The sequence below is a fragment of the Herbidospora sakaeratensis genome (assembly GCF_001570525.1).
In the GTDB taxonomy this organism is placed as follows: Bacteria; Actinomycetota; Actinomycetes; order Streptosporangiales; family Streptosporangiaceae; genus Herbidospora; species Herbidospora sakaeratensis.
Genome location: NZ_BBXC01000015.1, coordinates 188,869 through 211,714, shown reverse-complemented (window position 1 = coordinate 211,714; position 22,846 = coordinate 188,869). Strand labels below are relative to the sequence as shown.

Genomic DNA, 22,846 nt, shown 5'->3' with positions numbered 1-22,846 from the left:
GGCCCCTGGAGGAGACTGCCGTGCCGAAGCTCGTCTATGACTTCACTGAAGGAAACAAAGACCTGAAGGACCTCCTCGGGGGCAAGGGCGCCAATCTCGCGGAAATGACCAACCTCGGGCTGCCGGTGCCGCCCGGCTTCACGATCACCTCCGAGGCGTGCCGGGCGTACATGGACGACGGGTCGGTGCCCGCCGAGGAGATCGGCACCCACCTGGAGAAGCTCGAGGCGGCGATGGGCAAGAAGCTCGGCGACCCCGACGACCCGCTGCTGGTGTCGGTGCGCTCGGGCGCCAAGTTCTCGATGCCCGGCATGATGGAGACGGTCCTCAACATCGGCCTGAACGACCGCTCGGTGCTGGGGCTGGCCCGCCAGGCCGGCGACGAGCGGTTCGCGTGGGACTCCTACCGGCGGCTGATCCAGATGTTCGGCAAGACGGTCATGGACGTCGACGGCGACCTCTTCGAGGAGGCCATCGACGAGCTGAAGGACGGCCGCACCGACCTCGACCTGACCGCCGGCGACTTCCGGGCGCTGGTCGGCACCTACAAGGAGATCGTGCGCCGGGAGAAGGGCCGCGACTTCCCCGAAGACCCGAAGGAGCAGATGGAGCTGGCCATCAAGGCCGTCTTCGACTCCTGGAACGCCCCTCGCGCGATCCTCTACCGCCGCCAGGAGCGCATCCCGGCCGACCTCGGCACGGCCGTCAACGTGGTCGCGATGGTCTTCGGCAACCTCGGCATGGACTCGGGCACCGGCGTCGCCTTCACCCGCGACCCCGCCACCGGCCACCAGGGCGTCTACGGCGACTACCTGCAGAACGCCCAGGGCGAGGACGTCGTGGCGGGCATCCGCAACACCGTCCCGCTGCAGGACCTCCAGGAGATCGACCCGCACTCCTACGCGGAGCTGATGGAGATCATGGCCAAGCTCGAAGGCCACTACCGCGACCTGTGCGACATCGAGTTCACCATCGAGCGCGGCAAGCTCTGGATGTTGCAGACCCGGGTCGGCAAGCGCACGGCCGGGGCCGCCTTCTGCATCGCCACCCAGCTCGTCGACGAGGGCCTGATCGACCTCGACGAGGCGCTGAGAAGGGTCACCGGCGACCAGCTGGCCCAGCTGATGTTCCCGCGCTTCGCCGCCGACCACGGCAACACCGTGCTGACCCGGGGCATGAACGCCTCCCCGGGCGCGGCCGTCGGCAAGGCCGTGTTCTCCTCGGCCCGCGCCGCCGAGCTGGCCGCCCAGGGCGAGCACGTCATCCTGGTCCGCCGCGAGACCAACCCCGACGACCTGGCCGGCATGATCGCCGCCCGGGGCGTGCTGACCTCGCGCGGCGGCAAGACCTCCCACGCGGCCGTGGTCGCCCGGGGCATGGGCAAGACCTGCGTCTGCGGCGCCGAGGAGATCGAGGTCGACGCGAAGGCGGGCCGGTTCACCGTCGGCGACGTGGTCGTCGAGGAGGGCGAGGTCATCTCGATCGACGGCGGCACCGGCCGCGTCTACCTGGGCGAGGTGCCCGTGGTCGCCTCGCCGGTGGTGGAGTACTTCGAGGGCACGCCGTCCGGCGACGAACTGGTCAAGGCCGTCGACCTGCTCATGCGGCACGCCGACGACCGCCGCCGCCTCGACGTGCGGGCCAACGCCGACACCCCCGACGACGCCGCGCGGGCCCGCCGGTTCGGCGCGAGCGGCATCGGCCTGTGCCGGACCGAGCACATGTTCCTCGGCGACCGCCGGGTGCTGATCGAGGACCTGATCCTGGCCGACACCGCCGAGGAGCGGCAGGCCGCCCTCGACGCGCTGGAGCCGCTCCAGAAGGCCGACTTCGCCGGGCTGTTCGCGGCCATGAAGGGCCTGCCGGTGACGATCCGGCTGATCGACCCGCCGCTGCACGAGTTCCTGCCCGACATCATCGACCTGTCGGTCAAGGTCGCCACCGGCAAGGGCACCAAGAAGGACCGCCGCCTGCTGGAGGCCGTGCAGCGCCTGCACGAGCAGAACCCGATGCTCGGCCTGCGCGGGGTCCGCCTCGGGCTGGTGGTGCCCGGCCTGTTCGCGATGCAGGTGCGGGCCATCGCCGAGGCCGCCAAGGCCGGCGACGACGCCAGACCCGAGATCATGATCCCGCTCGTGGGGGCCGTACAGGAGCTGGAGAGCGTGCGGGAGGAGGCCCGGCGCATCCTCGCCGAGGTCGGGGTGGACGCCCTCATCGGCACCATGATCGAGGTGCCGCGCGCGGCCCTGACCGCCGGGCAGATCGCCGAGGCGGCCGAGTTCTTCTCCTTCGGCACCAACGACCTGACCCAGATGACGTGGGGCTTCTCCCGCGACGACGTCGAGGCGGCGTTCTTCGGCACCTACCTCGACAAGGGCATCTTCGGCGTCTCGCCGTTCGAGTCGCTCGACCGCGACGGCGTCGGCCGCCTCATGAGGGTCGCCGTCGAGGAGGGCCGCAAGGCCCGGCCCGGCCTCAAGCTGGGCATCTGCGGCGAACACGGCGGCGACCCGGCCTCGGTGCGGTTCTGCCACGAGATCGGCCTCGACTACGTCTCGTGCTCTCCGTTCCGGGTCCCGGTGGCCCGGTTGGAGGCCGCCCGCGCTGTGGTTCTGTAACACGCCCCGGCGACTCAGGCAATCAGATGTTTCCAGCGCGTTTGTCGTGAAGGTCGATATTTGCGGGTACCTTCTAGCTCCCTCGCCGCGACGAAAGGGGGAGCCGTGAGGCCATATGACCAGCACGACGAGGCACGCTGGGTTCCCGAGCCGCCGGGGAATCCGGAACGCAGCCCGTTCGAACGCGACCGCGCCCGGGTGCTCCACAGCGACGCCCTGCGCCGCCTCGCCAGCAAGACCCAGGTGGTGGCGCCGGTCGACCAGATGATGCACAGCCCGCGCACCCGCCTGACCCATTCCCTGGAGTGCGCCCAGATCGGCCGCGAGATGGGCAAGGCGCTGAACCGCGACCCCGACCTGGTCGAGACCGCCTGTCTCGCCCACGACCTGGGCCACCCGCCGTTCGGCCACAACGGCGAGTTCGCGCTGAACCAGATCGCCGAACGCGCGGGCGGCTTCGAGGGCAACGCCCAGAGCCTCCGGCTGCTGTCGCGGCTGGAGGCCAAGGTCATCACCGAGGACGGGATCAACGCCGGTCTCAACCTGACCAGGGCCACCCTCGACGCCGCGATCAAGTACCCGTGGGACCGGTCGTGCGGGGAGAAGTTCTGTGTCTACCCCGACGACATGGCGGTCTTCGAGTGGGTCCGGCAGGGCGCCCCGCCCGGCTCGGTGAGCTTCGAGGCCCAGATCATGGACTGGGCCGACGACGTCGCCTACGCGATCCACGACCTCGAAGACGCCCTGCACAGCGGCTACGTCACCCCCGGCATGCTGCGCGACCCGGCCGAGCGCCTGGAGGTCTGCAAGCTCACCCAGGAGTGGTACCTGCCCGACGCCGACCTCAACGAGCTGGAGGAGACCTTCACCCGCCTGATCGGCGAGCCCCTGTGGCCCGGCCGCTTCGACGGAGGTTTCCCCGACCTGGCCGCGCTGAAGCAGCTCACCAGCACGCTGATCGGCCGCTTCTGCCGCCGCGCCCAGGACGCCACCCGGGAGGCCTACGTCCTCGACGAGGCCGGCCGCCACGACGCCGACCTGGTCGTGCCCCACGTCACCCGGCTGGAGTGCGCCCTGCTCAAGGGCGTCACGGTCCGGTTCGTGATCGGGGAGGCCGACAACCAGACGGTCCGGGCCCGGCAGCGTGAGCTCCTGGCCGAGCTGACCTCGCTCACCATGCTGGGCGCCCCCCACACGCTCCAGCCCGCCCTGCGCCCGGCGTTCGAGAACGCCAGGGACGACGCCGGACGGCTGCGGGCGGTGATCGACCAGATCGCGTCGCTGACCGACGCGTCCGCCACGGCGATGCACCGGATGTTGTCCGCCCGGAGCGCGTAAAGGAGCACGCATGTTCGTCATCATCGGAGCCGGCCTGGCCGGAGCCAAAGCCGCCGCCACCCTCCGCGAGGAGGGCTACGAGGGCGGCGTCACGCTCCTCGGCGCCGAGCACGAACGCCCCTACGAACGCCCGCCGCTGTCCAAGGGCTACCTCCAGGGCTTCTCCGAGCTCGAGAAGGTGTACGTCCACCCCGAGGGCTGGTACCGCGACCACGACGTCGACCTGCGGCTCGGCACGGCGGCCACCGCGATCGACCGGCCGGCCCGCGAGGTGGTGCTCGGGACGGGCGAGCGGGTGGCGTACGAGAAGCTCCTGATCGCCACCGGCGCGACCCCGCGCCCGCTGCCCGTCGAGGGCGCCGACCTCGACGGCGTCCACTACCTGCGCACCGTCGCCGACAGCCAGGCGCTCAAGGCCGCCTTCGCCCACGGCGGCAACGTGGTGGTGATCGGCGGCGGCTGGATCGGCCTGGAGACCGCCGCCGCGGCCCGCAAGGCCGGCTGCGACGTCACCGTGATCGAGGCCGAGCCGACCCCCCTCCACCGGACGCTCGGCCCCGAGATGGGCGAGGTCTTCGCGGGCGTGCACCGCCGCAACGGCGTCGACCTGCGCCTCGGCGCGAAGGTCGCCCGGCTGACCGGCGACGGCCACGTGCGCGAGGTGGTCCTGGAGAGCGGCGAGGCGATCCCCGCCGACGACGTGATCGGCGGCATCGGCGCCGCCCCCAACGTCGAACTGGCCCGCGACGCCGGCCTGGAGATCGGCACGGGCATCCTCGTGGACGCCGCCCTCCGGTCGAGCGACCCCGACGTCTTCGCCGCCGGCGACGTCGCCGAGGCGTTCAACCCCCTGCTGAACCGCCGGATCAGGGTCGAGCACTGGGCCAACGCCCTCAACCAGGGCCCGGTGGCCGCGAAGGCGATGCTCGGCCAGGACGTCGTCTACGACCGCGTCCCCTACTTCTACACCGACCAGTTCGAGATCGGCATGGAGTTCTCCGGCGACATCGCCGGCGCCGACGACCTGGTCGTCCGCGGGTCCGACCTGGAGTTCATCGCGTTCTGGCTGCGCGAGGGCCGGGTGATCGCGGGCATGAACGTCAACGTGTGGGACGTGGTCGGCGACATCCAGAAACTGATCAGAAACGGCGAGACCGTCGACCCGAAGCGACTGGCCGACCCCGAGACGCCTTTGGCAGGATGACCTCACCTTCGGTCCAAACCGGCCGTTGGGTCATGTCACGTCAGATAACGTCACCAGGGTGGAGATCATGCGACCGGGGACCTCGACCCTCCTCGTGCTGGCCTTTCTGACCGCCGCCTGCAGCGGTCCGGCGGGTGTCGCGGGTGTCAGCACCCACCCACCCGCCGCGCCCAAGGCCGGCGCGGCGCTCGACGACGCCGGTTCGACCCCCGAGCCCGCGTTCATCTCGGCCGCCGTGCCGCCCACCGGCGACGAGCCGGTGCTGCTGCCGCCGCCGAAGTTGTCGAAGTTCGAGTACACCTTCCCCGTCAAGGGCTGCAAGGTCTCCTACGCGCGCAAGCTCCTCGTGCTGCCCAAGACCACGATCTGGGCCGAGAAGGGCTGCGCCTTCGTGGCCCCGGTCGCGGGGACGGTCCGCGAGGTGAACGTCCAGAACCGGTGGGTGCCCTCGACCGACCGGGGAGGCGACCGCGAGGGCCGCTACGTCACGCTGCTGGGCGACGACGGCGTGCTCTACCTGGGCGGCCACCTCGACGCCGTGGCCGAGGGCGTGGTGCCGGGCAGGAAGGTGAAGGCGGGCCAGCCGCTCGGCACGGTCGGCAACACCGGCAACGCCCGCGACACCGCCAGCAACCTCTACTTCGCGATGACCTGGAAGACCGACGCCAACGAGTGGTGGATCAGGCGCGGCATGGTCGAGCCGTGGGACTACCTCGACGCCTGGCGCAACGGCAACCGCACCTACTCCCCGGCGCAGGAGATGAAGGACGTCCGGAAGAAGACCGGGCCGCTGCCGCCCTGCTCGGTCGCCTGTTCGGCCAAGCCCGAGGTGAAGGGCGTCGAGCGGCCGCAGCGGCCGCAGCCGACCCGCAAGCCCGTGCAGCCCGTGGAGGTGGGGCCGCTGGGCGTCGAGGTGCCCGGCGTGGGTGACTAGACTCACGGCGTGGCAGGCCGGATCAGCGATGACGACATCGCCCTCGTCAGGGAGCGTTCCCCGATCGCCGACGTGATCGGCGAATACGTCCAGCTCCGCAACGCCGGGGGCGGCAATCTCAAGGGCCTGTGCCCGTTCCACGACGAGAAGTCGCCCTCGTTCAACGTGACCCCCGCGCGGGGGATGTACTACTGCTTCGGCTGCTCCGAGGGCGGCGACGTCATCTCCTTCCTCCAGCGGATCGACGCGCTGACCTTCGCCGAGTCGGTCGAGCGGCTGGCCGGGCGGGCGGGCATCCAGCTCCGCTACGAGCAGGGCGGCTACGTGCCGGGCCGGCAGCAGGGGGAGCGGTCGCGGCTGATCGAGGCCCACCGGGCCGCCGCCGAGTTCTACGTCTCCAACCTGACCTCGCCCGAGGCCGCGGTCGCCCGCCGGTTCCTGTCGGAGCGCGGGTTCGAGCGGGCCGACGCCGACCACTTCGGGGTGGGGTACGCCCCCAACGAGTGGGAGGCGCTGTCGCGTCACCTGATGGGGCGGGGTTTCAGCGTCCAGGAGCTGATCAAGGGCGGGCTGGCCCGCGAGGGCCGCCGGGGGCCGATCGACCGGTTCCGGGGGCGGCTGATCTGGCCGATCCGCGACATCACCGGCGACGTCATCGGGTTCGGCGCCCGCAAGCTCATCGAGGCCGACGACGGCCCCAAATACCTGAACACCCCCGAGAGCCCGATCTACCACAAGAGCTCCGTCCTCTACGGCATCGACCTGGCCAAACGCGAGATCTCCAAGCGCTCCCAGGCGGTCGTGGTCGAGGGCTACACCGACGTGATGGCCCTCCACCTGGCGGGGGTGCCGACCGCCGTGGCCACCTGCGGCACCGCCTTCGGCGAAGACCACATCAAGGTGCTGCGCCGCATCCTGTTCGACCATGAGAACGGTCGAGGAGAGGTCATCTTCACCTTCGACGGCGACTCGGCGGGCCAGAAGGCGTCACTTCGAGCCTTTCAAGGTGACCAGAGGATTGGTACCAATACCTTTGTGGCGGTCCAGCCTGACGGCCTCGATCCTTGCGACCTGCGACTTCGAAAAGGCGATGCGGCCGTTCGCGACCTTGTGGCCAGCCGTGAGCCCCTGTTCTCCTACGCAATCCGGAACGTCATTGCGGAGTTCGACGTGACGACTAACGAGGGGAGAGTTTCCGCTCTCGATGCGGCCGCGCCGGTTGTTGCGTCTCTCAAGGATGATGCTCTCCGCATCATGTACGCGAAGGATCTGGATCGATGGCTCGGGATCATGAACGAGCCGCTCGTTCAAGAACGGGTTCGCCAGATTGCTGCCCGCCTCGACCAGAGCCGGAAACGTCCCAAGGGAGATCCTCCCGTTGCTAGCGAGTCGATCGACCCATTGGCGCGCCTTGAGGTCGAGGCGCTCAAGCTGGCGATCCAGCGGCCAGCGCTGCTCGGCCCTGAGTTCGACACGCTGGGGGCCGAGGCCTTCACCCGCCCCGAGCACGCCGCCCTGTTCACCCTGATCGCCTCCTGCGGCGGCACGGCCGCCGGCGGGCCGGGCGGGCGCGAGTGGGTCGAGATCCTCCTCGCGGCCGTCTCCGACGATCTCAGGCAGCTCCTGACCCGTCTCGCGGTCGACCCGGTGAAGGTCGAGACGAGCAGCGAGGAGCGCTACGGCACGGCGGTTCTGGCCAAGCTCCAAGAGGTCACCGTGGGTCGTCAGCTCGACGCGCTGAAGGCGCGGATGCAGCGGCTCAACCCGATCGACGAACAGGGCGACTACAACCGGATGTTCGCCGAACTGGTGGCCCTCGAACAGCAGCGACGCGTGTTGAGAGAACGCGCGGCCGGGGCGTGAATATCAATTCCTTTCCGCCCCTCACAGAGGCGAAACACGGGTTTGATATCGATTCGGTAATGACGCGGATCTAACCTTCGGTGACAAAAATAGGCCTGCCGTTTTGTTGTGGTTATACCGCAGACTGTGTTCCGTGGGTGCATCGGTGCTGCCAAGCGGGCCGCCATCGGTAGACCAGGTGGCCGAGCTCGTCGTGAAGGGAAGGGAGCGCGGGAGCGTCACGGTTGACGACGTGGCCGCCGCGCTCGACCGATCCGGGCTTGAGGCCGACGCGCTGGAGCGCGTCGTGCGCATGCTCGCCGAGAACGGAGTGGAGGTCCTCGAGCCGCAAGGCGACGAGGAGACGTCCAAGCCAGACGAGGAAGACGTCGGTAAGAGGGCGCCGACCAGCGACCTGGTAAGGATCTACCTGCGGGAGATCGGCCGGGTTCCGCTGCTCACCGCCGAGGAGGAGGTGGAACTCGCCAAGGCCATCGAGGCCGGCCTCTTCGCGGAGGACAAGCTCTGTGAGAGCCCCGCGATCCGGGTGGCGCGGCCCGAGTTCGAAGATCTCGTGTGGGAGGGCGTGCGCGCCAAGCAGCGTCTCATCGAGGCGAACCTGCGGCTCGTCGTCTCCATCGCGAAAAGATATGTCGGCCGGGGAATGTTATTCCTCGACCTCATTCAAGAGGGCAATCTCGGATTGATTCGCGCGGTCGAGAAATTCGACTACACCAAGGGCTACAAGTTCTCGACTTATGCGACCTGGTGGATTCGGCAGGCGATCACGAGGGCCATCGCCGATCAGGCGCGCACGATTCGAATTCCGGTCCACATGGTCGAGACGATCAACAAACTGGTGCGGGTGCAGCGTCAGTTGCACCAGGACCTCGGCCGCGAGCCCGCGCCCGAGGAGATCGCCGCCGAGATGGACCTGCCGATCGACCGCGTCATCGAGATCCAGCGCATCGCCCAGGAGCCGGTCTCCCTCCAGTCGCCCATCGGGGAGGAAGACTCCGACCTCGGCGACTTCATCGAGGACGCCGACGCCGTGGTGCCGATCGAGGCCGCCGCGTTCATCATGCTGCAGGACCAGCTCGACGACATCCTGGCCACGTTGTCGGAGCGGGAGCAGCGCATCATCCAGCTCAGGTTCGGCCTGGCCGACGGGCATCCGCGCACGCTGGAGGAGGTCGGGCGGGAGTTCGGGGTGACCCGGGAGCGCATCCGCCAGATCGAGTCCAAGACGCTGGCCAAGCTGCGTCACCCGACACGCGCCCAGATGCTCCGCGACTACCTCGACTGACCGTTCGTGTCATCAGGCCCGCGCCCGCTCCCGGGGTGCGGGCCTGTAGATTTCAGGCGTGCCTCTGTTCGGGAACCGCCTGCCCGCCGACGTCCGCTCCCGTCTGTCGGGGGAGCGGGTGCTCAGTTTCGCCGCCACGCCGTCCGGCGGCTACGCCGTCGCGACCTTCGTGGCGCTGCACCTGCCCGGCGGCGAACGGGTGCCCTGGCACACCGTCGACAAGGCCTCCTGGGACGAAACCGGGATGAACATCACAACGGTTACGGGCGGCGTTTATCGGGTGGATATCGAGGAGCCCGGCTTCTTGCCGGAAACCATCCGCGAAAGGGTGCAGAACTCCATCGTCGCCAACCGCTATGTGAAACTCACCACAAACGCGGGGGTCCGCTTCATCGCCCGGCGGCTCGCCGGAACCGACACCATCGAATGGGAACTGGCGTTCGACGACGGGCTCGACGGCAGCGACCCCGGGGTGCTGGCCGCCGCCGAACAGGCCCTGGAGCAGGTGCGCCGCAGTCTCGGCGTGTGAACGAACGCGATGGCCCGCCCCGTCGTGCCGGGGCGGGCCTTCGGCGTCTCGTCGTCAGGTGATCCGGTTGACCTCTGGGTCTGGCCACCCTGTCGGGCCGGCTGTGGTCTCCCCGTCCCAGGGGTCAGGCTTACGCAGGAACGGGACCCTGTCCTTGGCCGCCACGGTCATCTTCGACACACGGGCACCGACCAGTCCGGCCGCCTCCTGGACGGCGGGGCTGTCGGACACCCTCTTGGTGGCCCGCACGATCTGCTCGTAGCGCTCACGCCCGGCGCGGGTGCCCAGGACGTATCCAAGACCCAGCCCGGCGGCGAACATCACCTTGTACCGCATCTTCCACCTCCGCGCTTCGCTACTCCGGCCCCTACCCAATGGGTGTGCATCTATCCAAACCGGGCTCCGTCAAAGGGCGCGCCAATGGATGTGACAGAGCACCCCCCGAGTGCGCTAATCTAGTTCCGCGCCGCAAGGAAAGCCGCAAGGCAGCGGAGCACCGCACGATCCCGTGTAGCTCAATCGGCAGAGCAGCCGGCTGTTAACCGGCAGGTTATAGGTTCGAGTCCTATCGCGGGAGCTGCCAGAAGCCCCGGTCTGAGAGATCAGACCGGGGCTTCTTCGTGTCTGCGTACACTCCCCGGCTCTTGACGCTCTGTGGCCGGCGATGCACAGATATAGATGACAAATCAGGGTGCAAACCCAGAAAATGTGCGTGGTCGCCGCGGACCAAACTACGCACCAGCGGTGAGGAGAGGGTCACCGCACGAGGGTCGTCGTCGCCGCCCGGAACGGCCATCGGCGATCCGCGAGGGGAATTTCGCGATGCGGACGTGGTGGAAGAGAACCGACGAGGCAAGAAGCGGTGAGGGGGTCGACTGGCGGGAGGCGGAGGAGTTCGTCCGGCTGCACCATGCCGAGGTGCCCTCGGCCGGCCCCGTTGAGGCGCGGCTGCGGGAGGTCGCGGCCGAGATCGAGCGGACCGGCGCCTACACGCACACGCTCGACGAACTGACGTTCGGCGCGCGGGTGGCCTGGCGCAACAGCGGCCGCTGTATCGGGCGGCTCTACTGGCAGTCGCTGCGTGTGCGCGACCGGCGCGGGGTCGACACGGCCGACGCGATCGCCGACGAGTGCGTCGCCCATCTGCGCGAGGCGACCAACGGCGGCCGCATCCGGCCGACGATCACCGTGTTCGCCCCCGACCGGCCCGGCCAGCGCGCCGCCCGGATCCGCAACGACCAGCTGATCCGGTACGCCGGCTACGAGCGCGACGGCGAGGTCGTCGGCGACCCGTCGCACCTGGCGCTGACGCGGGAGGCCGCGGCGCTCGGCTGGGAGGGCCGTGGCGGCCGGTTCGACGTGCTGCCACTGCTGATCGACGTGAAGGACCACGTGGAGATGCGGGAGCTGCCGCCGGACGCGATCCTGGAGGTGCCGATCAGCCACCCCCACTACCCGTGGTTCGCCGACCTGGGGCTGCGCTGGCACGCCGTCCCGGCGATCTCCGGCATGTGCCTGGAGATCGGCGGCGTCTGCTATCCGGCGGCGCCGTTCAACGGGTGGTACATGGGGACCGAGATCGGCGCCCGCAACCTCGCCGACGCCGGCCGCTACGACCAGCTCCCGCTGATCGCCCGGCGGCTCGGCATGGACACCTCCAGCGACCGCACGCTCTGGCGCGACCACACGCTCGTCGAGCTCAACGTGGCGGTGCTGCACTCCTTCGCCGAGGCCGGGGTGACCATGACCGACCACCACACCGAGGCGAAGCGGTTCATGACCCACCTGGAGAAGGAGGAACGCTCGGGCCGGGTCTGCCCGGCCGACTGGTCGTGGATCGTCCCGCCGCTGTCGGGGGCGCTGACGCCGGTGTTCCACCGTTACTACGACGACGTGGCCCTGCGGCCGTCCTTCACCCACCACCGGGGGCTGTAGTAGAACAATATTCGTGAGTGACCTGGTGCTGAGCGACCTCGCCGACGGCGTCCTGACGCTGACCTTCAACCGCCCCGAGCGGCTCAACGCGTGGACCGAGGCCCTCGGCACACGCTACTTCGACCTGCTGGCCGAGGCCGAGAACGATCCGGCGGTGCGGGTGATCGTGGTGACCGGGGCCGGGCGGGGTTTCTGCGCCGGGGCCGACTTCCAGACGCTGACCGCCCTCCAGGAGGGCACGCTCGACCGCGCCGTCGACCCCCGGCCGCACACCCTGCCCACGACGATCGGGAAGCCGGTCATCGCGGCCGTCAACGGGGCCTGCGCCGGGCTGGGCATGGTGCACGCCCTCGTCTGCGATCTCGTCTTCACGGCCGCCGAGGCGAAGTGGACGACCGCCTTCTCCCGGCGGGGCCTGATCGCCGAATACGGCCTCGCGTGGGTGCTGCCGAAGCTCGTCGGCCAGGCCCGCGCCCTCGACCTGCTGCTGTCCGGCCGCACCTTCACGGGGGAGGAGGCGGCCGGCCTGGGGCTGGCGCTGCGCGCGACGCCCCGGGAGAGCCTTCTCGACGAGGTCGGCGCCTACGCCCGCGAGCTCGCCCGGCACAGCTCGCCCGCCTCGATGGCGGTGATCAAGCGGCAGGTCTGGGGCGACTGGGACCTCGGCCTCGACGCCTCGCGGACCGCGGCCGAGCGGCTGATGGCCGAGTCGTTCGGCCGGGCCGACTTCGCCGAGGGCGTGGCCAGCTTCCTGGAGAGACGCCCGCCGGAGTTCCCGCCCTTCACTGGGTAGGGCTCGGGACGAGGTGATGCGCAATGGCGTTCCCAATCGTCACACGGACCCTGCACCGTCACGTCGACATCGGCGGCCTCCGGGTCTTCTACCGCGAATCGGTGCCCGAGACCGACCAGGCGCCCGTGCTGCTCCTGCTGCACGGTTTCCCGTCGGCCTCGCACCAGTACCGGCGGCTCATCGACGCCCTCGGCGCCCACTACCGGCTGATCGCGCCCGACCTGCCGGGCTTCGGCCACAGCGACGTGCCGGTCGGCCCGCTGACCTTCGACCGGCTGGGCGAGCTCATGGCGGGCTTCGTCGAGAGGCTCCGCCTCGATCACTTCGTCCTGTACGTCTTCGACTACGGCGCCCCGGTCGGCTTCCGCCTGGCCCTGCGCCACCCCGAACGCGTCGCGGGCCTGGTGGTCCAGAACGGCAACGCCTACGAGGAGGGCCTGGGCGAGACCATGCTTGGCCTGGTCGCCATGCGACCCGGCCCCGCGGGCGAGAAGGTGGCCCAGGAGATGCTGACCCTCCCGGTCACCCGCAAGCAGTACGAGGGGGGCACGGGCGACGTCCAGCTGGTCTCGCCGGACAGCTGGGTGCTCGACCAGTACTTCCTCGACAAGCCCGAACGGGCCCGGCCGCAGCTCGACCTGCTGCTGAACTACCACGCCAACCTCGACCACTATCCCGAGTGGCAGGAGTGGCTCCGGACCCGCCGCCCGCCGACCCTGATCACCTGGGGCGCCAACGACATGTTCTTCCCCGAGCCGGGCGCGCACGCCTACCTGCGCGACGTCCCGGACGCGGAGCTGCACGTCTACCCGACGGGCCACTTCGCCCTGGAGGAGTACCTGCCGGAGATCGCCCCGCTGATCGCCGCCTTCCTCGACCGGACGTGGAAGAGCGTCAGCCCCAGGTGAGCGGGTCGAGGGACAGGTAGAACCTGATCCGGCCGGGATCGGGGTCGAGGCCGAACAGGCCCGCGCGCGGCAGGCCGGGCCTGATCTCGTCGGCGGTGGCGAACAGCAGGGCGAGGTCGGCGTGGGGGTCGGCCCGGCCCAGCCGGCCCACGTCGACGAAGCCCGCCACCGTCAGCGTCGCGGGGTCGACGATCACGTTGGGCAGGGTCAGGTCGCCGTGGCAGACGACCTCCTGGCGGGCCTCCTGCGCCCGGCGCAGGTCCCGTTCGGGCTCCAGACGGGCCAGCAGCTCGTGCGGCGGGGTGCCGATCTGCTCCTCGGGCAGGAAGTCGGGGTTGACCGCGCCGCGCGCGACGACGTCCTCGGCCAGCGCGAACATGTGGTCGAGGTCGCGGGAGAAGGGGCAGCCGGGGAGGCCGTGGAGGCGGCGTACCGCCTCGGCGACGGACGCCCAGGCGGTCGCCAGCTCGGCGGGCGACAGCCGGTCGGCGGGCACGCCCTCGACGGCCGAGGTGACCAGGCACGCCCGGTCGCCGTCGTCCCGCCAGTCGAGCACCCGCTGGCCGGGCACGCCCTGTCCGGCCAGCCACACGACGCGGTCGCGTTCGGCCGCCAGTTCGGCGACGGGCCCCCACTTGGCGTAGCGGGCGCCGTCGGCCGAGCGGAACACCTGCGCGCCCGATTCGCCGTGGCCGACGGGCGTCCAGTCGGTCACGCCTCTCCTCGCACGACGCGGAAGAACGTGCGCAGGTCGCCGACCAGGAGATCGGGCGTCTCCATCGCCGGGAAGTGGCCGCCCCGGTCGAACTCCGACCAGTGGGCGACGGCCCCGGCCGGGTCGGCGAGGGCACGGACCGTCAGGTCGGCGGCGAACACCGCGACGCCCTGCGGCGGCGACGGCATCGACGGCCAGCCGCCCTGGTCGCCGGCGGAGGCGGAGGCCATCTCGCGGTACGCCCGCATGCCCTCGTAGAGGATGTCGGCCGAGGACGCCCCGGAGCCGGTGAACCAGTAGAGGCTCACGGTGGTGAGCAGCCGGTCGCGGTCGATCGGGTCGCCGGCGGGGTCCGTCCACTCCCTGAACTTCTCCGCGATCCACGCCAGCTGGCCGACCGGGGAGTCGGTCAGGGAGTAGGCCAGGGTTAGCGGGCGGGTCGACTGGAGGTGCAGGTAGCCGAGGCCGTCCTGCCGGAAGGTGTTGAAGCGCTCGGCGCGTGCCCGGTCGGCGGCCGGCAGGCCGTCGAGGTCGACGGCCGGGCCGAGCGGGTAGGGCGACGGGCCGTTGACGTGGGTGGCGAGCACGCGGCCCGGGGCGGCCATCGGCAACAACGCGGTCACGCCGCCCCCGATGTCGCCGCCCTGCGCGGCGAACCGCTCGTAGCCGAGCCGGCTCATCAGCTCCCCGAACGCGGCGGCCACCCGGAACAGGTTGCCCCAGCCCGCCTCCCGCACCGGGTTGGAGAAGGCGAAGCCGGGCAACGAGGGGATCACGACGTGGAAGGCGTCCGCCGGGTCGCCGCCGTGCGCGCGGGGGTCGGTCAGCGGGCCGATCACGTCGAGGAAGTCGGCGAACGAGCCGGGCCAGCCGTGGGAGAGCAGCAGCGGCAGCGCGCCGGGCTCGGGGGAGCGGACGTGCAGGAAGTGCACGTCCTGACCGTCGATCGTGGTCACGAACTGCGGGTGCTCGTTGAGCGCCTTCTCCTGGGCGCGCCAGTCGAAGCCGTCCGCCCAGTAGGCCGCCAGCTCCCTGAGGTGATCGACGGGCACGCCGCGCTCCCAGCCGGTTCCGCCGGTCTGCCGGGGCCAGCGGGCGCGGGTCAGGCGGTCGCGCAGGTCGTCGAGGTCGGCCTGGGGGATGTCGACGCGGAACGGGCGGATCTCGGTGGTGTCGTCCATGACAGAGAATCTACGAGGCATACAGGAACGTGCCGTTCCTGTATCGAGGGAGAATCTCCGGTATGTCGGACACAGCACAACGCCTGCTGCGGCTGCTCTCCCTCTTGCAGACCCCGCGTGACTGGAGCGGGCCGGAGTTGGCCGAGCGCCTCGGCGTCACCCCGCGCACCGTGCGCAACGACGTGGAACGGCTGCGCGGCCTCGGCTACCCGGTGCGGGGCATCCGGGGCGTCACCGGCGGCTACCGGCTCGGGCCGGGCGCGGAGGTGCCGCCGCTGCTGCTCGACGACGACGAGGCGGTCGCCGTCGCGGTCGGCCTGCGGGTGGGCGCCACCCAGGGCGCGGTCACCGGGCTCGAAGAGGCGGCCCTGCGGGCGCTGACCAAGCTGGAGCAGATGTTGCCCTCGCGGCTGCGCCGCCGCGTCCACGGGCTGCGCGCCTCGCTCGCCCCGCTGCCGCAGCCGGGCCCTCTCGTGGACGCCGACACGCTCACCACCATCGCGGCGGCCGTCCGCGACCACGAGCGGCTCCGGTTCGACTACACCGGCCACGACGGGTCGGCCGCCCTGCGCGAGGCCGAGCCGCACCGGCTCGCGCACGGCCGGGGCCGCTGGTATCTGGTCGGCTGGGACGTCGCCCGGTCGGACTGGCGCACGTTCCGGGTCGACCGGATGCGCCTGCGGACGCCGAACGGCCCCCGGTTCACCCCGCGCGAGCACCCCGGCGGCGACCTCGTCGGCCACGTCGCCACCGGGCTGGCCACCGCGACCTGGCGGTGCCGGGCGCGGGTGACGGTCCGGGCGCCGGCTCAGCACGTGCGCGACCGGCTGCCGCCGGGCGTGCCGGTCGAACCCCTGGGCGAGGACGCCTGCGTGGCCGAGGTCGGCTCCGACACGCCCCACATGCTGGCCTGCCACCTCGGCCTGCTGGACGCCGACTTCGAGGTCACCGGGCCGCCCGAGCTCGTCGCGCGCATCGGCGTGCTGGCCGAGCGCTACCGGCGGGCGGTCCCGGAACAGGCGGCGGATCAGCCGAGCCGGCGGGCTCCGGCCGAGGGCGCGGCGGTGCGGAAGACCGGCGGCCGCCAGCCCTTCGCCTCGTAGGCCTCCGTCACCGACTGGCGCATGGTGTCGGCGCGGTCGGCCGCGACCAGGGCGATGGCCGAGCCGCCGAAGCCGCCGCCGGTCATGCGGGCCCCCCGCGCGCCGCCCCTGATGGCCGACTCGACGGCGACGTCGAGCTCGGGGCAGCTCACCTCGAACTGGTCGCGCAGCGACAGGTGGGAGGCGTTCAGCAGGGCGCCGATCTCGGCCACCGCGCCGGCCCGCAGAAGGCCGACGACGGCCTCCACGCGGTGGTTCTCGGTCACGACGTGCTGGGTGCGCTTGCGCTCGTCTCCGCTCAATCTGGACAGGGCGCCGGCCAGATCGGTCACGTCGCGCAGGGCCTCGACGCCCAGCTTCGCGGCGGCGTTCTCGCAGTCGGCCCGGCGTCGGGCGTACTGGCCGTCGGCCAGTTCGTGGTGGACGCCGGTGTCGATGATCACCAGGTCGAGGCCCTGGGACGGCAGGTCGAAGGGGATCGCGCGGCTGCCGAGGGTGCGGCAGTCGAGGAGCAGGACGTGGCCCTCCTTCGACAACGCCGAGGCGGCCTGGTCCATGATGCCGCAGGGCATGCCGACGACCTCGTTCTCGGCCCGCTGCCCCAGCAGGGCCAGCTCCATCGGGCTCTGGCCGAGGTCGTAGAGGTCGTTCAGCGCCAGCGCGACCGACACCTCCAGGGCCGCGCTCGACGACAGGCCCGCGCCCCGGGGGACGTCGCCGTCGATCGCGATGTCGGCGCCGCCGACCGGCAGCCCGGCCTTGCGCATGGTCAGGGCCACGCCGATCGGGTAGGCCGCCCACCCGGCGACCTCCTCGACCGGGCCGCCGCCCGACTGGACCGACACGACCCGCACGCGGTCGTCGGACCGCCGGGCGACCGCCGCCGTGACGCCCCAGGGCACCGCGAAGGGGAGCACCAGGCCGTCGTTGTAGTCGGTGTGCTCGCCGATCAGGTTGACCCGGCCGGGGGCGTGCCAGACGCCCTCGGGTGTGCCGCCGAAGGCGGTCTCAAAGGAGGAAACGACCCGCATGGCCGTTAGGTTATCGCTGTGGTCTCGCCTCTCACCCGCGCCGACGGGGTCCTGCTGAAGCGTGACGACCTTCTCCATCCCGACATCCCCGGCAACAAGTGGCGCAAGCTCAAATACAACCTCACCGGCGAGCCGATCGTGACCTTCGGCGGGGCCTACTCCAACCACATCAGGGCCGTCGCGGCGGCCGGGCGCGAGTTCGGGTTCCCGACCGGCGGGGTGATCCGCGGCGAGCCGGTCCGCAACGAGGTGCTCGACTTCGCGGTGGCCTGCGGCATGCGGCTGATGTTCCTCGACCGCGCGCGTTACCGGGCGAAGACCTCGCCCGAGGTGCTGCGGCTCGTGCGCGCGCAGTTCCCCGGCCACCGCGTCATCCCCGAGGGCGGGTCGAACGCCGAGGCGGTGCGCGGCTGCATGGAGATCGGGCCCGAGCTCGCCCATCTCGGCGAGGCGGTGGTGTGCTGCCCCGTCGGGACCGGCGGCACGCTGGCCGGGCTCGCGGCCGGGCTGCCGCCCGGCTTCACCGCCGTCGGGTTCTCCGTGCTCAAGGGCGGTTCGTTCCTGGACGACGAGGTCGCCCGCCTCCAGACCGAGGCGCTCGGCCACGTGACGGCCAACTGGCGCGTCGAGACCGGCTTCCACTTCGGGGGCTACGCCCGCACCACTCCGGAGCTCGACGCGTTCATCGGCGATTTCGAGGCCCGGCACGGGCTCCGGCTCGACCACGTCTACACGGCCAAGATGATGTACGGCATCCGCGCCCTCGCCCTCGGTCCCACGGTCGTCGCGGTGATCACCGGTAGGGTGTGAGGGTGCTGCTGGCCGAGGGCGTACACGCCGTGATCACCGATCGTCATGGCGGCGTGAGCCCGGCGCCCTTCGGCGGCCGGAACCTCGGCGGGGCCGTCGGCGACGACCCTGAGAACGTCGCGGCCAACCGGCGGCTGACCGCTCTGGAGGCCGGCGTCGACCCCGCCCGCGTGGTGCTCATGCGGCAGGTCCACGGGCGCGAGGTCGCCTACGTCGACCGGCCCTTCGGCGCCGAGCCGCCCGGCCTCGACGCGGTCTTCACCGCGGAAGAGGGCCTCGCACTGGTCTCGCTGGCCGCCGACTGCGCCCAGGTGCTGGTGGCCGATCCGGTCGCCCGGCTCGTCGGCGCCGCCCACTCGGGGCGGCCCGGCACCCTCGCCGGGGTGGTGCCCGCGCTGGTCGAGGCCATGGCCGGGCGCGGGGCAGACCCGGGCCGGATGGTCGCGCTGGTCGGGCCGGCCGCCTGTGGGCGGTGTTACGAGGTGCCGGCCGCGATGCGCGACGAGGTCGCCGCCGTCGTCCCCGAGGCATGGGCGACGACGTCGCGCGACACCCCTTCGGTCGACCTGCGGGCCGCCATCGCGGCGCAGTTGTCCCGGGCCGGGGTGGACGACGTCCGGCACGACGTCCGCTGCACCATCGAATCAGGTGATCTCTACTCATACCGCCGCGAAGGGCAGACGGGGCGCTTCGGGGCCTACATCTGGCTCGGCTAGGAACTTTCCGCCCGATTCCGCTCGTTCTCCGGGCATGGGATGGGACTACCGGAAGTCGGTAAAAGTCGGACCGATGCGCTTTCACCTCTCACGTCACGGCGTCTCCCGCAGCTACGGGGGCCGTCGATTCCACGTCTACCGCACCCCTGACGGGCGTCGCCACGTGACCGTGCGGCTGCCCGGCGGGTTCCACATCGGCAAGACGTTCTAGCGAGACGCGGACGGCCGAAGGCCGGCCGTGGCTCGCGTCAGGGCATCCTTCTTAGACGGGTCTCATTATGTGATACGGATCCTCTCGTATCGCGAGACGAGGCGTACTCTCGTGCCCATGCACTACACGCATGGGCACCACGAGAGCGTGCTGCGGTCCCACCGCTGGCGCACCGCCGAGAACTCCGCGGCCCACCTGCTGCCGCACCTGACCCCCGGCACCACCCTGCTCGACGTGGGCTGCGGCCCCGGCACCATCACCGCCGACCTGGCCGCCCGGGTCGCCCGCGTCACCGCCACCGAGATCGGCCCCGACGAGCTCGGCCTGGCCCGCGCCGAGGCGGAGCGGCGGGGCACGCCGAACATCGTCTTCGAGGTGGCCGACGCGCACGCGCTGCCGTACGGGGACGAGTCCTTCGACGTCGCGCACGCCCACCAGGTCCTCCAGCACCTCGCCGACCCGGTGCGGGCGCTGCGCGAGATGGGCAGGGTGGCCCGGCTGGTCGCCGCCCGCGACAGCGACTACGGCGCGTTCACCTGGTATCCGGCGCTGCCGGAGCTCGACGAGTGGCTGGCGCTCTACTACGCCGTGGCCCGGCGCAACGACGGCGAGCCCGACGCCGGCCGGCGCATGCTCTCGTGGGCCCGCGCGGCCGGGTTCACCGACATCGAGGTGTCCACCTCCACCTGGACCTTCGCCACCCCCGGCGACCGCGCGTTCTGGGGTGGCATGTGGGCCGATCGGGTCGTGAAGTCGTCGCTGGGCCGCCAGGCCCTCGACGCCGGGCTGGCCACGCCGGACGACCTGCGGCGCATCGCCGACGGGTGGCTCACCTGGGCCGCCGACCCCGACGGGTTCCTGACCATCGTCCACGGCGAACTGCTCTGCCGGGCTTGACCTTTACGCCGGTGTGAAGGTTTAACCTGCGGACATGCGGATCGGTGAGCTGGCACGGCGCTCGGGTGTGAGCACCCGCGCGCTGCGCCATTACGAGGAGAAGGGCCTGCTGGCCGCCCGCCGGGGGGCCAACGGATACCGCGACTACGACGAGGCCGACGTGCGGCTCGTCCAGGAGATCCGGGCCCTGATGGCCGTCGGCTTCACGCTGGAGGACGCACGCCCGTTCGTCGCCTGCCTGCGGGCCGGCAACGAGTCGGGCGGCGTGTGCCCCGAGTCGGTCGACGTCGTCCGCCGCAAGCTCATCGAGATCGACACCGAGATCCGCGACCTGATGGCGCGCCGCGACGAGATGCTACGGAGGAACACATGATCGAGGTCACCGCCGAGACGTTCGAGCGCGACGTGCTGGGCAGCGACCGCCCGGTGCTGCTCGACTTCTGGGCCGAGTGGTGCCCGCCCTGCAAGATGATCTCGCCCATCCTGGCGGAGATCGAGCGCGAGTACGGCGACAAGGTCGTCGTCGCCACGATCAACGCCGACGAGCACCCGTCGATCGCGTTGCGCTACGACGTCATCGGCCTGCCCACCCTGAACCTCTACCGCGACGGCGAGGTCGTCCACCAGATCAAGGGGGCCCGCCCCAAGCGGGCCATCCTCGACGGGATCGCCCCTCACATCTGAGCCTGGAAGTGCTCGAACGCCTCGTCGGTGAAGAGCACGAACCGCACCTCCTCCACCTTGGTGGGCGTGGCCCTGACGGTCTCGACGGCGATGCGCGCCGCGTCGTCCATCGGCCAGCCGTAGATGCCCGCCGACACCGCCGGGAAGGCGACCGTCGAGGCCCCCAGCTCGTCGGCCACCCGCAGCGACTCCCGGTAACACGACGCCAGCGTCTTCGACCGGTCGTCGGTCCGGCTGTGCACCGGCCCGACGGTGTGGATGACCCACTTCGCCGGCAGACGCCCCGCCGTGGTGGCCACCGCCTGGCCCGGGGGCAGCCCCTTGCCGTAGGCGGAGGCCCGCAGCCGGCGGCACGCCTCCAGGATCTCGCTGCCGCCCTTGCGGTGGATCGCGCCGTCGACGCCGCCCCCTCCCAGCAACGAGGAGTTGGCGGCGTTGACGATCGCGTCGGCCCGCTGATCGGTGATGTCACCCTTGACCACAGTGATCCGCATGGCCGGATTGTGCCCACTCGGGTCAGACGTTCACCACGTCGAACTGCTCCCAGGGCCCGATCGCGGTCCGGTTGGCGATGAGCGGTTGCGCGCCCCCGCCGTCGGCGCAGACCAGGTTGCCGTTGGCCTGGGCGCGCAGGCTGATCGTGCCGTTGGCGTTGTTGACGACCTGGAAGGTCTCCCACGGCCCGACGGCGGTCCGGTTGGCGATGAGCGGCTGGGCCCCGGCGGCTTCGGCGGCGACGTACATGCCGTTGGCACGCGAGCGCAGTGCGATGGTGCCGTTGCCCAGGTCGACGCGGTCGAACGTGGTCGCGGCGCCGTTGGCGACGAGCGTCGGCCCGGCGTTGACGAGCTGGTTGTTGGCGCGCGACCGCAGCTGGATGCCGGGCGTGCCGCCGGCCGCCCCGAACCAGGCCAGGTCGAACGCGTTGGCCATGGCCTGGAACCCGGCGTCGTTGGGGTGGAGGTGGTCGCCCGGGTCGTAGGCCGGCAGGAACCGGGTCGGGTTGGCGGGGTCACGGGTGGCGGCGTCGAAGTCGACGACCCGGTCGCAGCCGCTGCCCGCGCCGCGCACCCACGCGTTGTAGGCGGCGCGGCTGTTCTCGCCTTCCTGCGTCCAGTAGTTCGCCCCCTGGAACGGGGTGAGCGTGGCGCAGATGAACTGGATGCCCCGGGCGTGCGCCCGGCTGATGAGGTTCTGCGCCCCGGTGATGAGCTGCTGCGCCGTCGGCACGGGCCGGTTCGACCCGACGTCGTTGATGGGGTTGTCGGCGAAGACGACCCACTTCACCCCGGTCTGGTTGAGCACGTCGCGCTCGAACCGGTTGATGGCGCTCTGCCCCGCGCCGTCGCGCAGCAGCTGGTTGCCGCTGATGCCCTGGTTGACCACCCCGACGACGCGCCCGGAGGCGTTGAGCCGGTTCGACAGCAGGTTCGGCCACCGCCGGTTGGCGTTGTGGCTGGAGGCGACCCCGTCGACGATGGACGCGCCGAGCGCCACGACCGTGCCGGCGCCGTTGGCGCTGTCGACGTCGACGCCGGACAGGATGAAGTTGTCACCGGTCTCACCGGTCGGCGTGATGGTCGCGTTGCCCGCCACGTTGCCGGCGGCGATGTAGCTGGTCTGCAGCGCGGTCTGGTGATAGGTCGCCGGCCCCGTGGCCGTCGGCAGGTGGAAACTCACCGCCAGGTCGGAGGAGGCCGCGACCGGCACACTCGCCGCGTCGCTGATGGCCAGCCCCCCGACGGGGATCGTCACCGACTGCTGCCCGCCGAACGTCATCAGCCGGTCGGACGACGCGTCGACCGACGACCCGCTCGTCCGTCGTGCGACGTGCACGTTGGCGACCGTGATGGCCCGCGTGCCGAAGGCGTTGGAGAGCTGCACCCGCACCGCGCCGCCGCCGATGCTGGTGCGGATGATCTGACGCAGCGTCTGGTTGCTGAACTCGCGGTTCGACCCGCTCTGCGGAGAGGCCGCCCACGTGCCGAGCCAGGGGGCGGCGGAGGCGGGGGCGGGAAGGTTGGTCGCGACCAGGACCGCGACGAGGGCTGCCGTGAGCGCCCGGATTAACCGTTGCATTGTGTCCTTCTG

The 22,846-nt window shown here is 71.2% G+C and carries 23 protein-coding genes and 1 tRNA gene; 18 read left to right on the top strand and 6 right to left on the bottom strand.

What is annotated here, in order from left to right; translation table 11 throughout:
- The first annotated feature begins 20 nt into the window (after positions 1-20).
- From ppdK to AW271_RS25185, 7 genes are all read left to right on the top strand, one after another.
- Entirely contained in the window at positions 21-2,618 is a 2,598-nt protein-coding gene (gene ppdK, locus AW271_RS25215; protein ID WP_062340065.1) for a pyruvate, phosphate dikinase, read from the top strand.
- A 105-nt stretch (positions 2,619-2,723) separates the two neighbouring features.
- A complete protein-coding gene (locus AW271_RS25210; protein WP_062340064.1) occupies positions 2,724-3,956 on the top strand; it encodes a deoxyguanosinetriphosphate triphosphohydrolase in 1,233 nt (410 codons plus the stop codon).
- 10 nt (positions 3,957-3,966) lie between these two features.
- Positions 3,967-5,160: an NAD(P)/FAD-dependent oxidoreductase gene (locus AW271_RS25205; protein ID WP_062340063.1), complete on the top strand. Its 1,194-nt coding sequence runs from the start codon at positions 3,967-3,969 to the stop codon at positions 5,158-5,160.
- A gap of 67 nt (positions 5,161-5,227) precedes the next feature.
- Entirely contained in the window at positions 5,228-6,094 is an 867-nt protein-coding gene (locus AW271_RS25200) for a M23 family metallopeptidase (protein ID WP_062340170.1), read from the top strand.
- A gap of 9 nt (positions 6,095-6,103) precedes the next feature.
- Positions 6,104-7,957: a DNA primase gene (dnaG, locus tag AW271_RS25195; RefSeq protein WP_062340062.1), complete on the top strand. Its 1,854-nt coding sequence runs from the start codon at positions 6,104-6,106 to the stop codon at positions 7,955-7,957.
- Positions 7,958-8,135: 178 nt separating this feature from the next.
- Positions 8,136-9,242, top strand: a complete 1,107-nt coding sequence (gene rpoD, locus AW271_RS25190) for an RNA polymerase sigma factor RpoD (RefSeq protein ID WP_231515294.1) — start codon at positions 8,136-8,138, stop codon at positions 9,240-9,242.
- A gap of 58 nt (positions 9,243-9,300) precedes the next feature.
- Entirely contained in the window at positions 9,301-9,771 is a 471-nt protein-coding gene (locus AW271_RS25185; RefSeq protein ID WP_062340060.1) for a hypothetical protein, read from the top strand.
- A 54-nt stretch (positions 9,772-9,825) separates the two neighbouring features.
- On the opposite strand, the gene AW271_RS40120 is transcribed toward AW271_RS25185, so the two are convergent.
- Positions 9,826-10,107 (bottom strand): hypothetical protein, encoded by a 282-nt coding sequence (locus tag AW271_RS40120; RefSeq protein ID WP_061294580.1) that lies wholly within the window; start codon positions 10,105-10,107, stop codon positions 9,826-9,828.
- Between the two features lie 168 nt (positions 10,108-10,275).
- On the opposite strand from AW271_RS40120, the gene AW271_RS25175 reads away from it, so the two are divergent.
- The 4 genes from AW271_RS25175 to AW271_RS25160 all read left to right on the top strand — a co-directional run bounded on the left by AW271_RS25175 (position 10,276) and on the right by AW271_RS25160 (position 13,407).
- Positions 10,276-10,348 (top strand) — tRNA-Asn (locus AW271_RS25175).
- A gap of 245 nt (positions 10,349-10,593) precedes the next feature.
- The gene (locus tag AW271_RS25170) at positions 10,594-11,706 is read left to right on the top strand and encodes a nitric oxide synthase oxygenase (protein WP_062340059.1); all 1,113 of its coding nucleotides are present in this window, start codon (positions 10,594-10,596) and stop codon (positions 11,704-11,706) included.
- Positions 11,707-11,719: 13 nt separating this feature from the next.
- The gene (locus AW271_RS25165; RefSeq protein WP_062340058.1) at positions 11,720-12,499 is read left to right on the top strand and encodes an enoyl-CoA hydratase-related protein; all 780 of its coding nucleotides are present in this window, start codon (positions 11,720-11,722) and stop codon (positions 12,497-12,499) included.
- A 23-nt stretch (positions 12,500-12,522) separates the two neighbouring features.
- Entirely contained in the window at positions 12,523-13,407 is an 885-nt protein-coding gene (locus AW271_RS25160) for an alpha/beta fold hydrolase (RefSeq protein ID WP_062340057.1), read from the top strand.
- Here the strand turns inward: AW271_RS25160 and AW271_RS25155 are convergent.
- Together AW271_RS25155 and AW271_RS25150 are read right to left on the bottom strand one after the other, a co-directional pair.
- A complete protein-coding gene (locus tag AW271_RS25155; RefSeq protein WP_062340056.1) occupies positions 13,394-14,122 on the bottom strand; it encodes an aminoglycoside 3'-phosphotransferase in 729 nt (242 codons plus the stop codon). The genes AW271_RS25160 and AW271_RS25155 overlap by 14 nt on opposite strands.
- Positions 14,119-15,303 carry an epoxide hydrolase family protein gene (locus AW271_RS25150; RefSeq protein ID WP_062340055.1) on the bottom strand — a complete coding sequence of 395 codons (1,185 nt, stop codon included), beginning with the start codon at positions 15,301-15,303 and terminating at the stop codon, positions 14,119-14,121. The genes AW271_RS25155 and AW271_RS25150 overlap by 4 nt, the downstream gene beginning before the upstream one ends.
- 62 nt (positions 15,304-15,365) lie before the next feature.
- Between AW271_RS25150 and AW271_RS25145 the strand changes: the two genes are divergently transcribed.
- Entirely contained in the window at positions 15,366-16,406 is a 1,041-nt protein-coding gene (locus tag AW271_RS25145; RefSeq protein WP_063818111.1) for a helix-turn-helix transcriptional regulator, read from the top strand.
- Here AW271_RS25145 and galK read toward each other — a convergent pair.
- Complete coding sequence (galK, locus tag AW271_RS25140; protein ID WP_062340054.1) at positions 16,331-17,437, bottom strand: galactokinase; 1,107 nt, start codon at positions 17,435-17,437, stop codon at positions 16,331-16,333. The genes AW271_RS25145 and galK overlap by 76 nt on opposite strands.
- Before the next feature lie 18 nt (positions 17,438-17,455).
- Here galK and AW271_RS25135 point away from each other — a divergent pair, with 18 nt between their 5' ends.
- From AW271_RS25135 to trxA, 6 genes are all read left to right on the top strand, one after another.
- The gene (locus tag AW271_RS25135; protein ID WP_245653186.1) at positions 17,456-18,247 is read left to right on the top strand and encodes a 1-aminocyclopropane-1-carboxylate deaminase/D-cysteine desulfhydrase; all 792 of its coding nucleotides are present in this window, start codon (positions 17,456-17,458) and stop codon (positions 18,245-18,247) included.
- Positions 18,248-18,249: 2 nt separating this feature from the next.
- Positions 18,250-18,963, top strand: a complete 714-nt coding sequence (gene pgeF, locus AW271_RS25130; RefSeq protein ID WP_062340052.1) for a peptidoglycan editing factor PgeF — start codon at positions 18,250-18,252, stop codon at positions 18,961-18,963.
- Positions 18,964-18,997: 34 nt separating this feature from the next.
- Positions 18,998-19,174, top strand: a complete 177-nt coding sequence (locus tag AW271_RS38925; RefSeq protein ID WP_081898213.1) for a DUF4236 domain-containing protein — start codon at positions 18,998-19,000, stop codon at positions 19,172-19,174.
- Positions 19,175-19,291: 117 nt separating this feature from the next.
- Entirely contained in the window at positions 19,292-20,071 is a 780-nt protein-coding gene (locus AW271_RS25125; protein ID WP_062340051.1) for a methyltransferase domain-containing protein, read from the top strand.
- A gap of 34 nt (positions 20,072-20,105) precedes the next feature.
- On the top strand, positions 20,106-20,444 hold the full coding sequence (locus tag AW271_RS25120; RefSeq protein ID WP_062340050.1) for a MerR family transcriptional regulator: 339 nt from the start codon (positions 20,106-20,108) through the stop codon (positions 20,442-20,444).
- On the top strand, positions 20,441-20,755 hold the full coding sequence (gene trxA / locus AW271_RS25115) for a thioredoxin (RefSeq protein WP_062340049.1): 315 nt from the start codon (positions 20,441-20,443) through the stop codon (positions 20,753-20,755). The genes AW271_RS25120 and trxA overlap by 4 nt, the downstream gene beginning before the upstream one ends.
- Here the strand turns inward: trxA and AW271_RS25110 are convergent.
- Together AW271_RS25110 and AW271_RS25105 are read right to left on the bottom strand one after the other, a co-directional pair.
- A complete protein-coding gene (locus tag AW271_RS25110; protein ID WP_062340048.1) occupies positions 20,746-21,249 on the bottom strand; it encodes an O-acetyl-ADP-ribose deacetylase in 504 nt (167 codons plus the stop codon). The genes trxA and AW271_RS25110 overlap by 10 nt on opposite strands.
- 22 nt (positions 21,250-21,271) lie before the next feature.
- Positions 21,272-22,834 carry a GDSL-type esterase/lipase family protein gene (locus AW271_RS25105; protein WP_063818110.1) on the bottom strand — a complete coding sequence of 521 codons (1,563 nt, stop codon included), beginning with the start codon at positions 22,832-22,834 and terminating at the stop codon, positions 21,272-21,274.
- Positions 22,835-22,846: the final 12 nt, after the last annotated feature.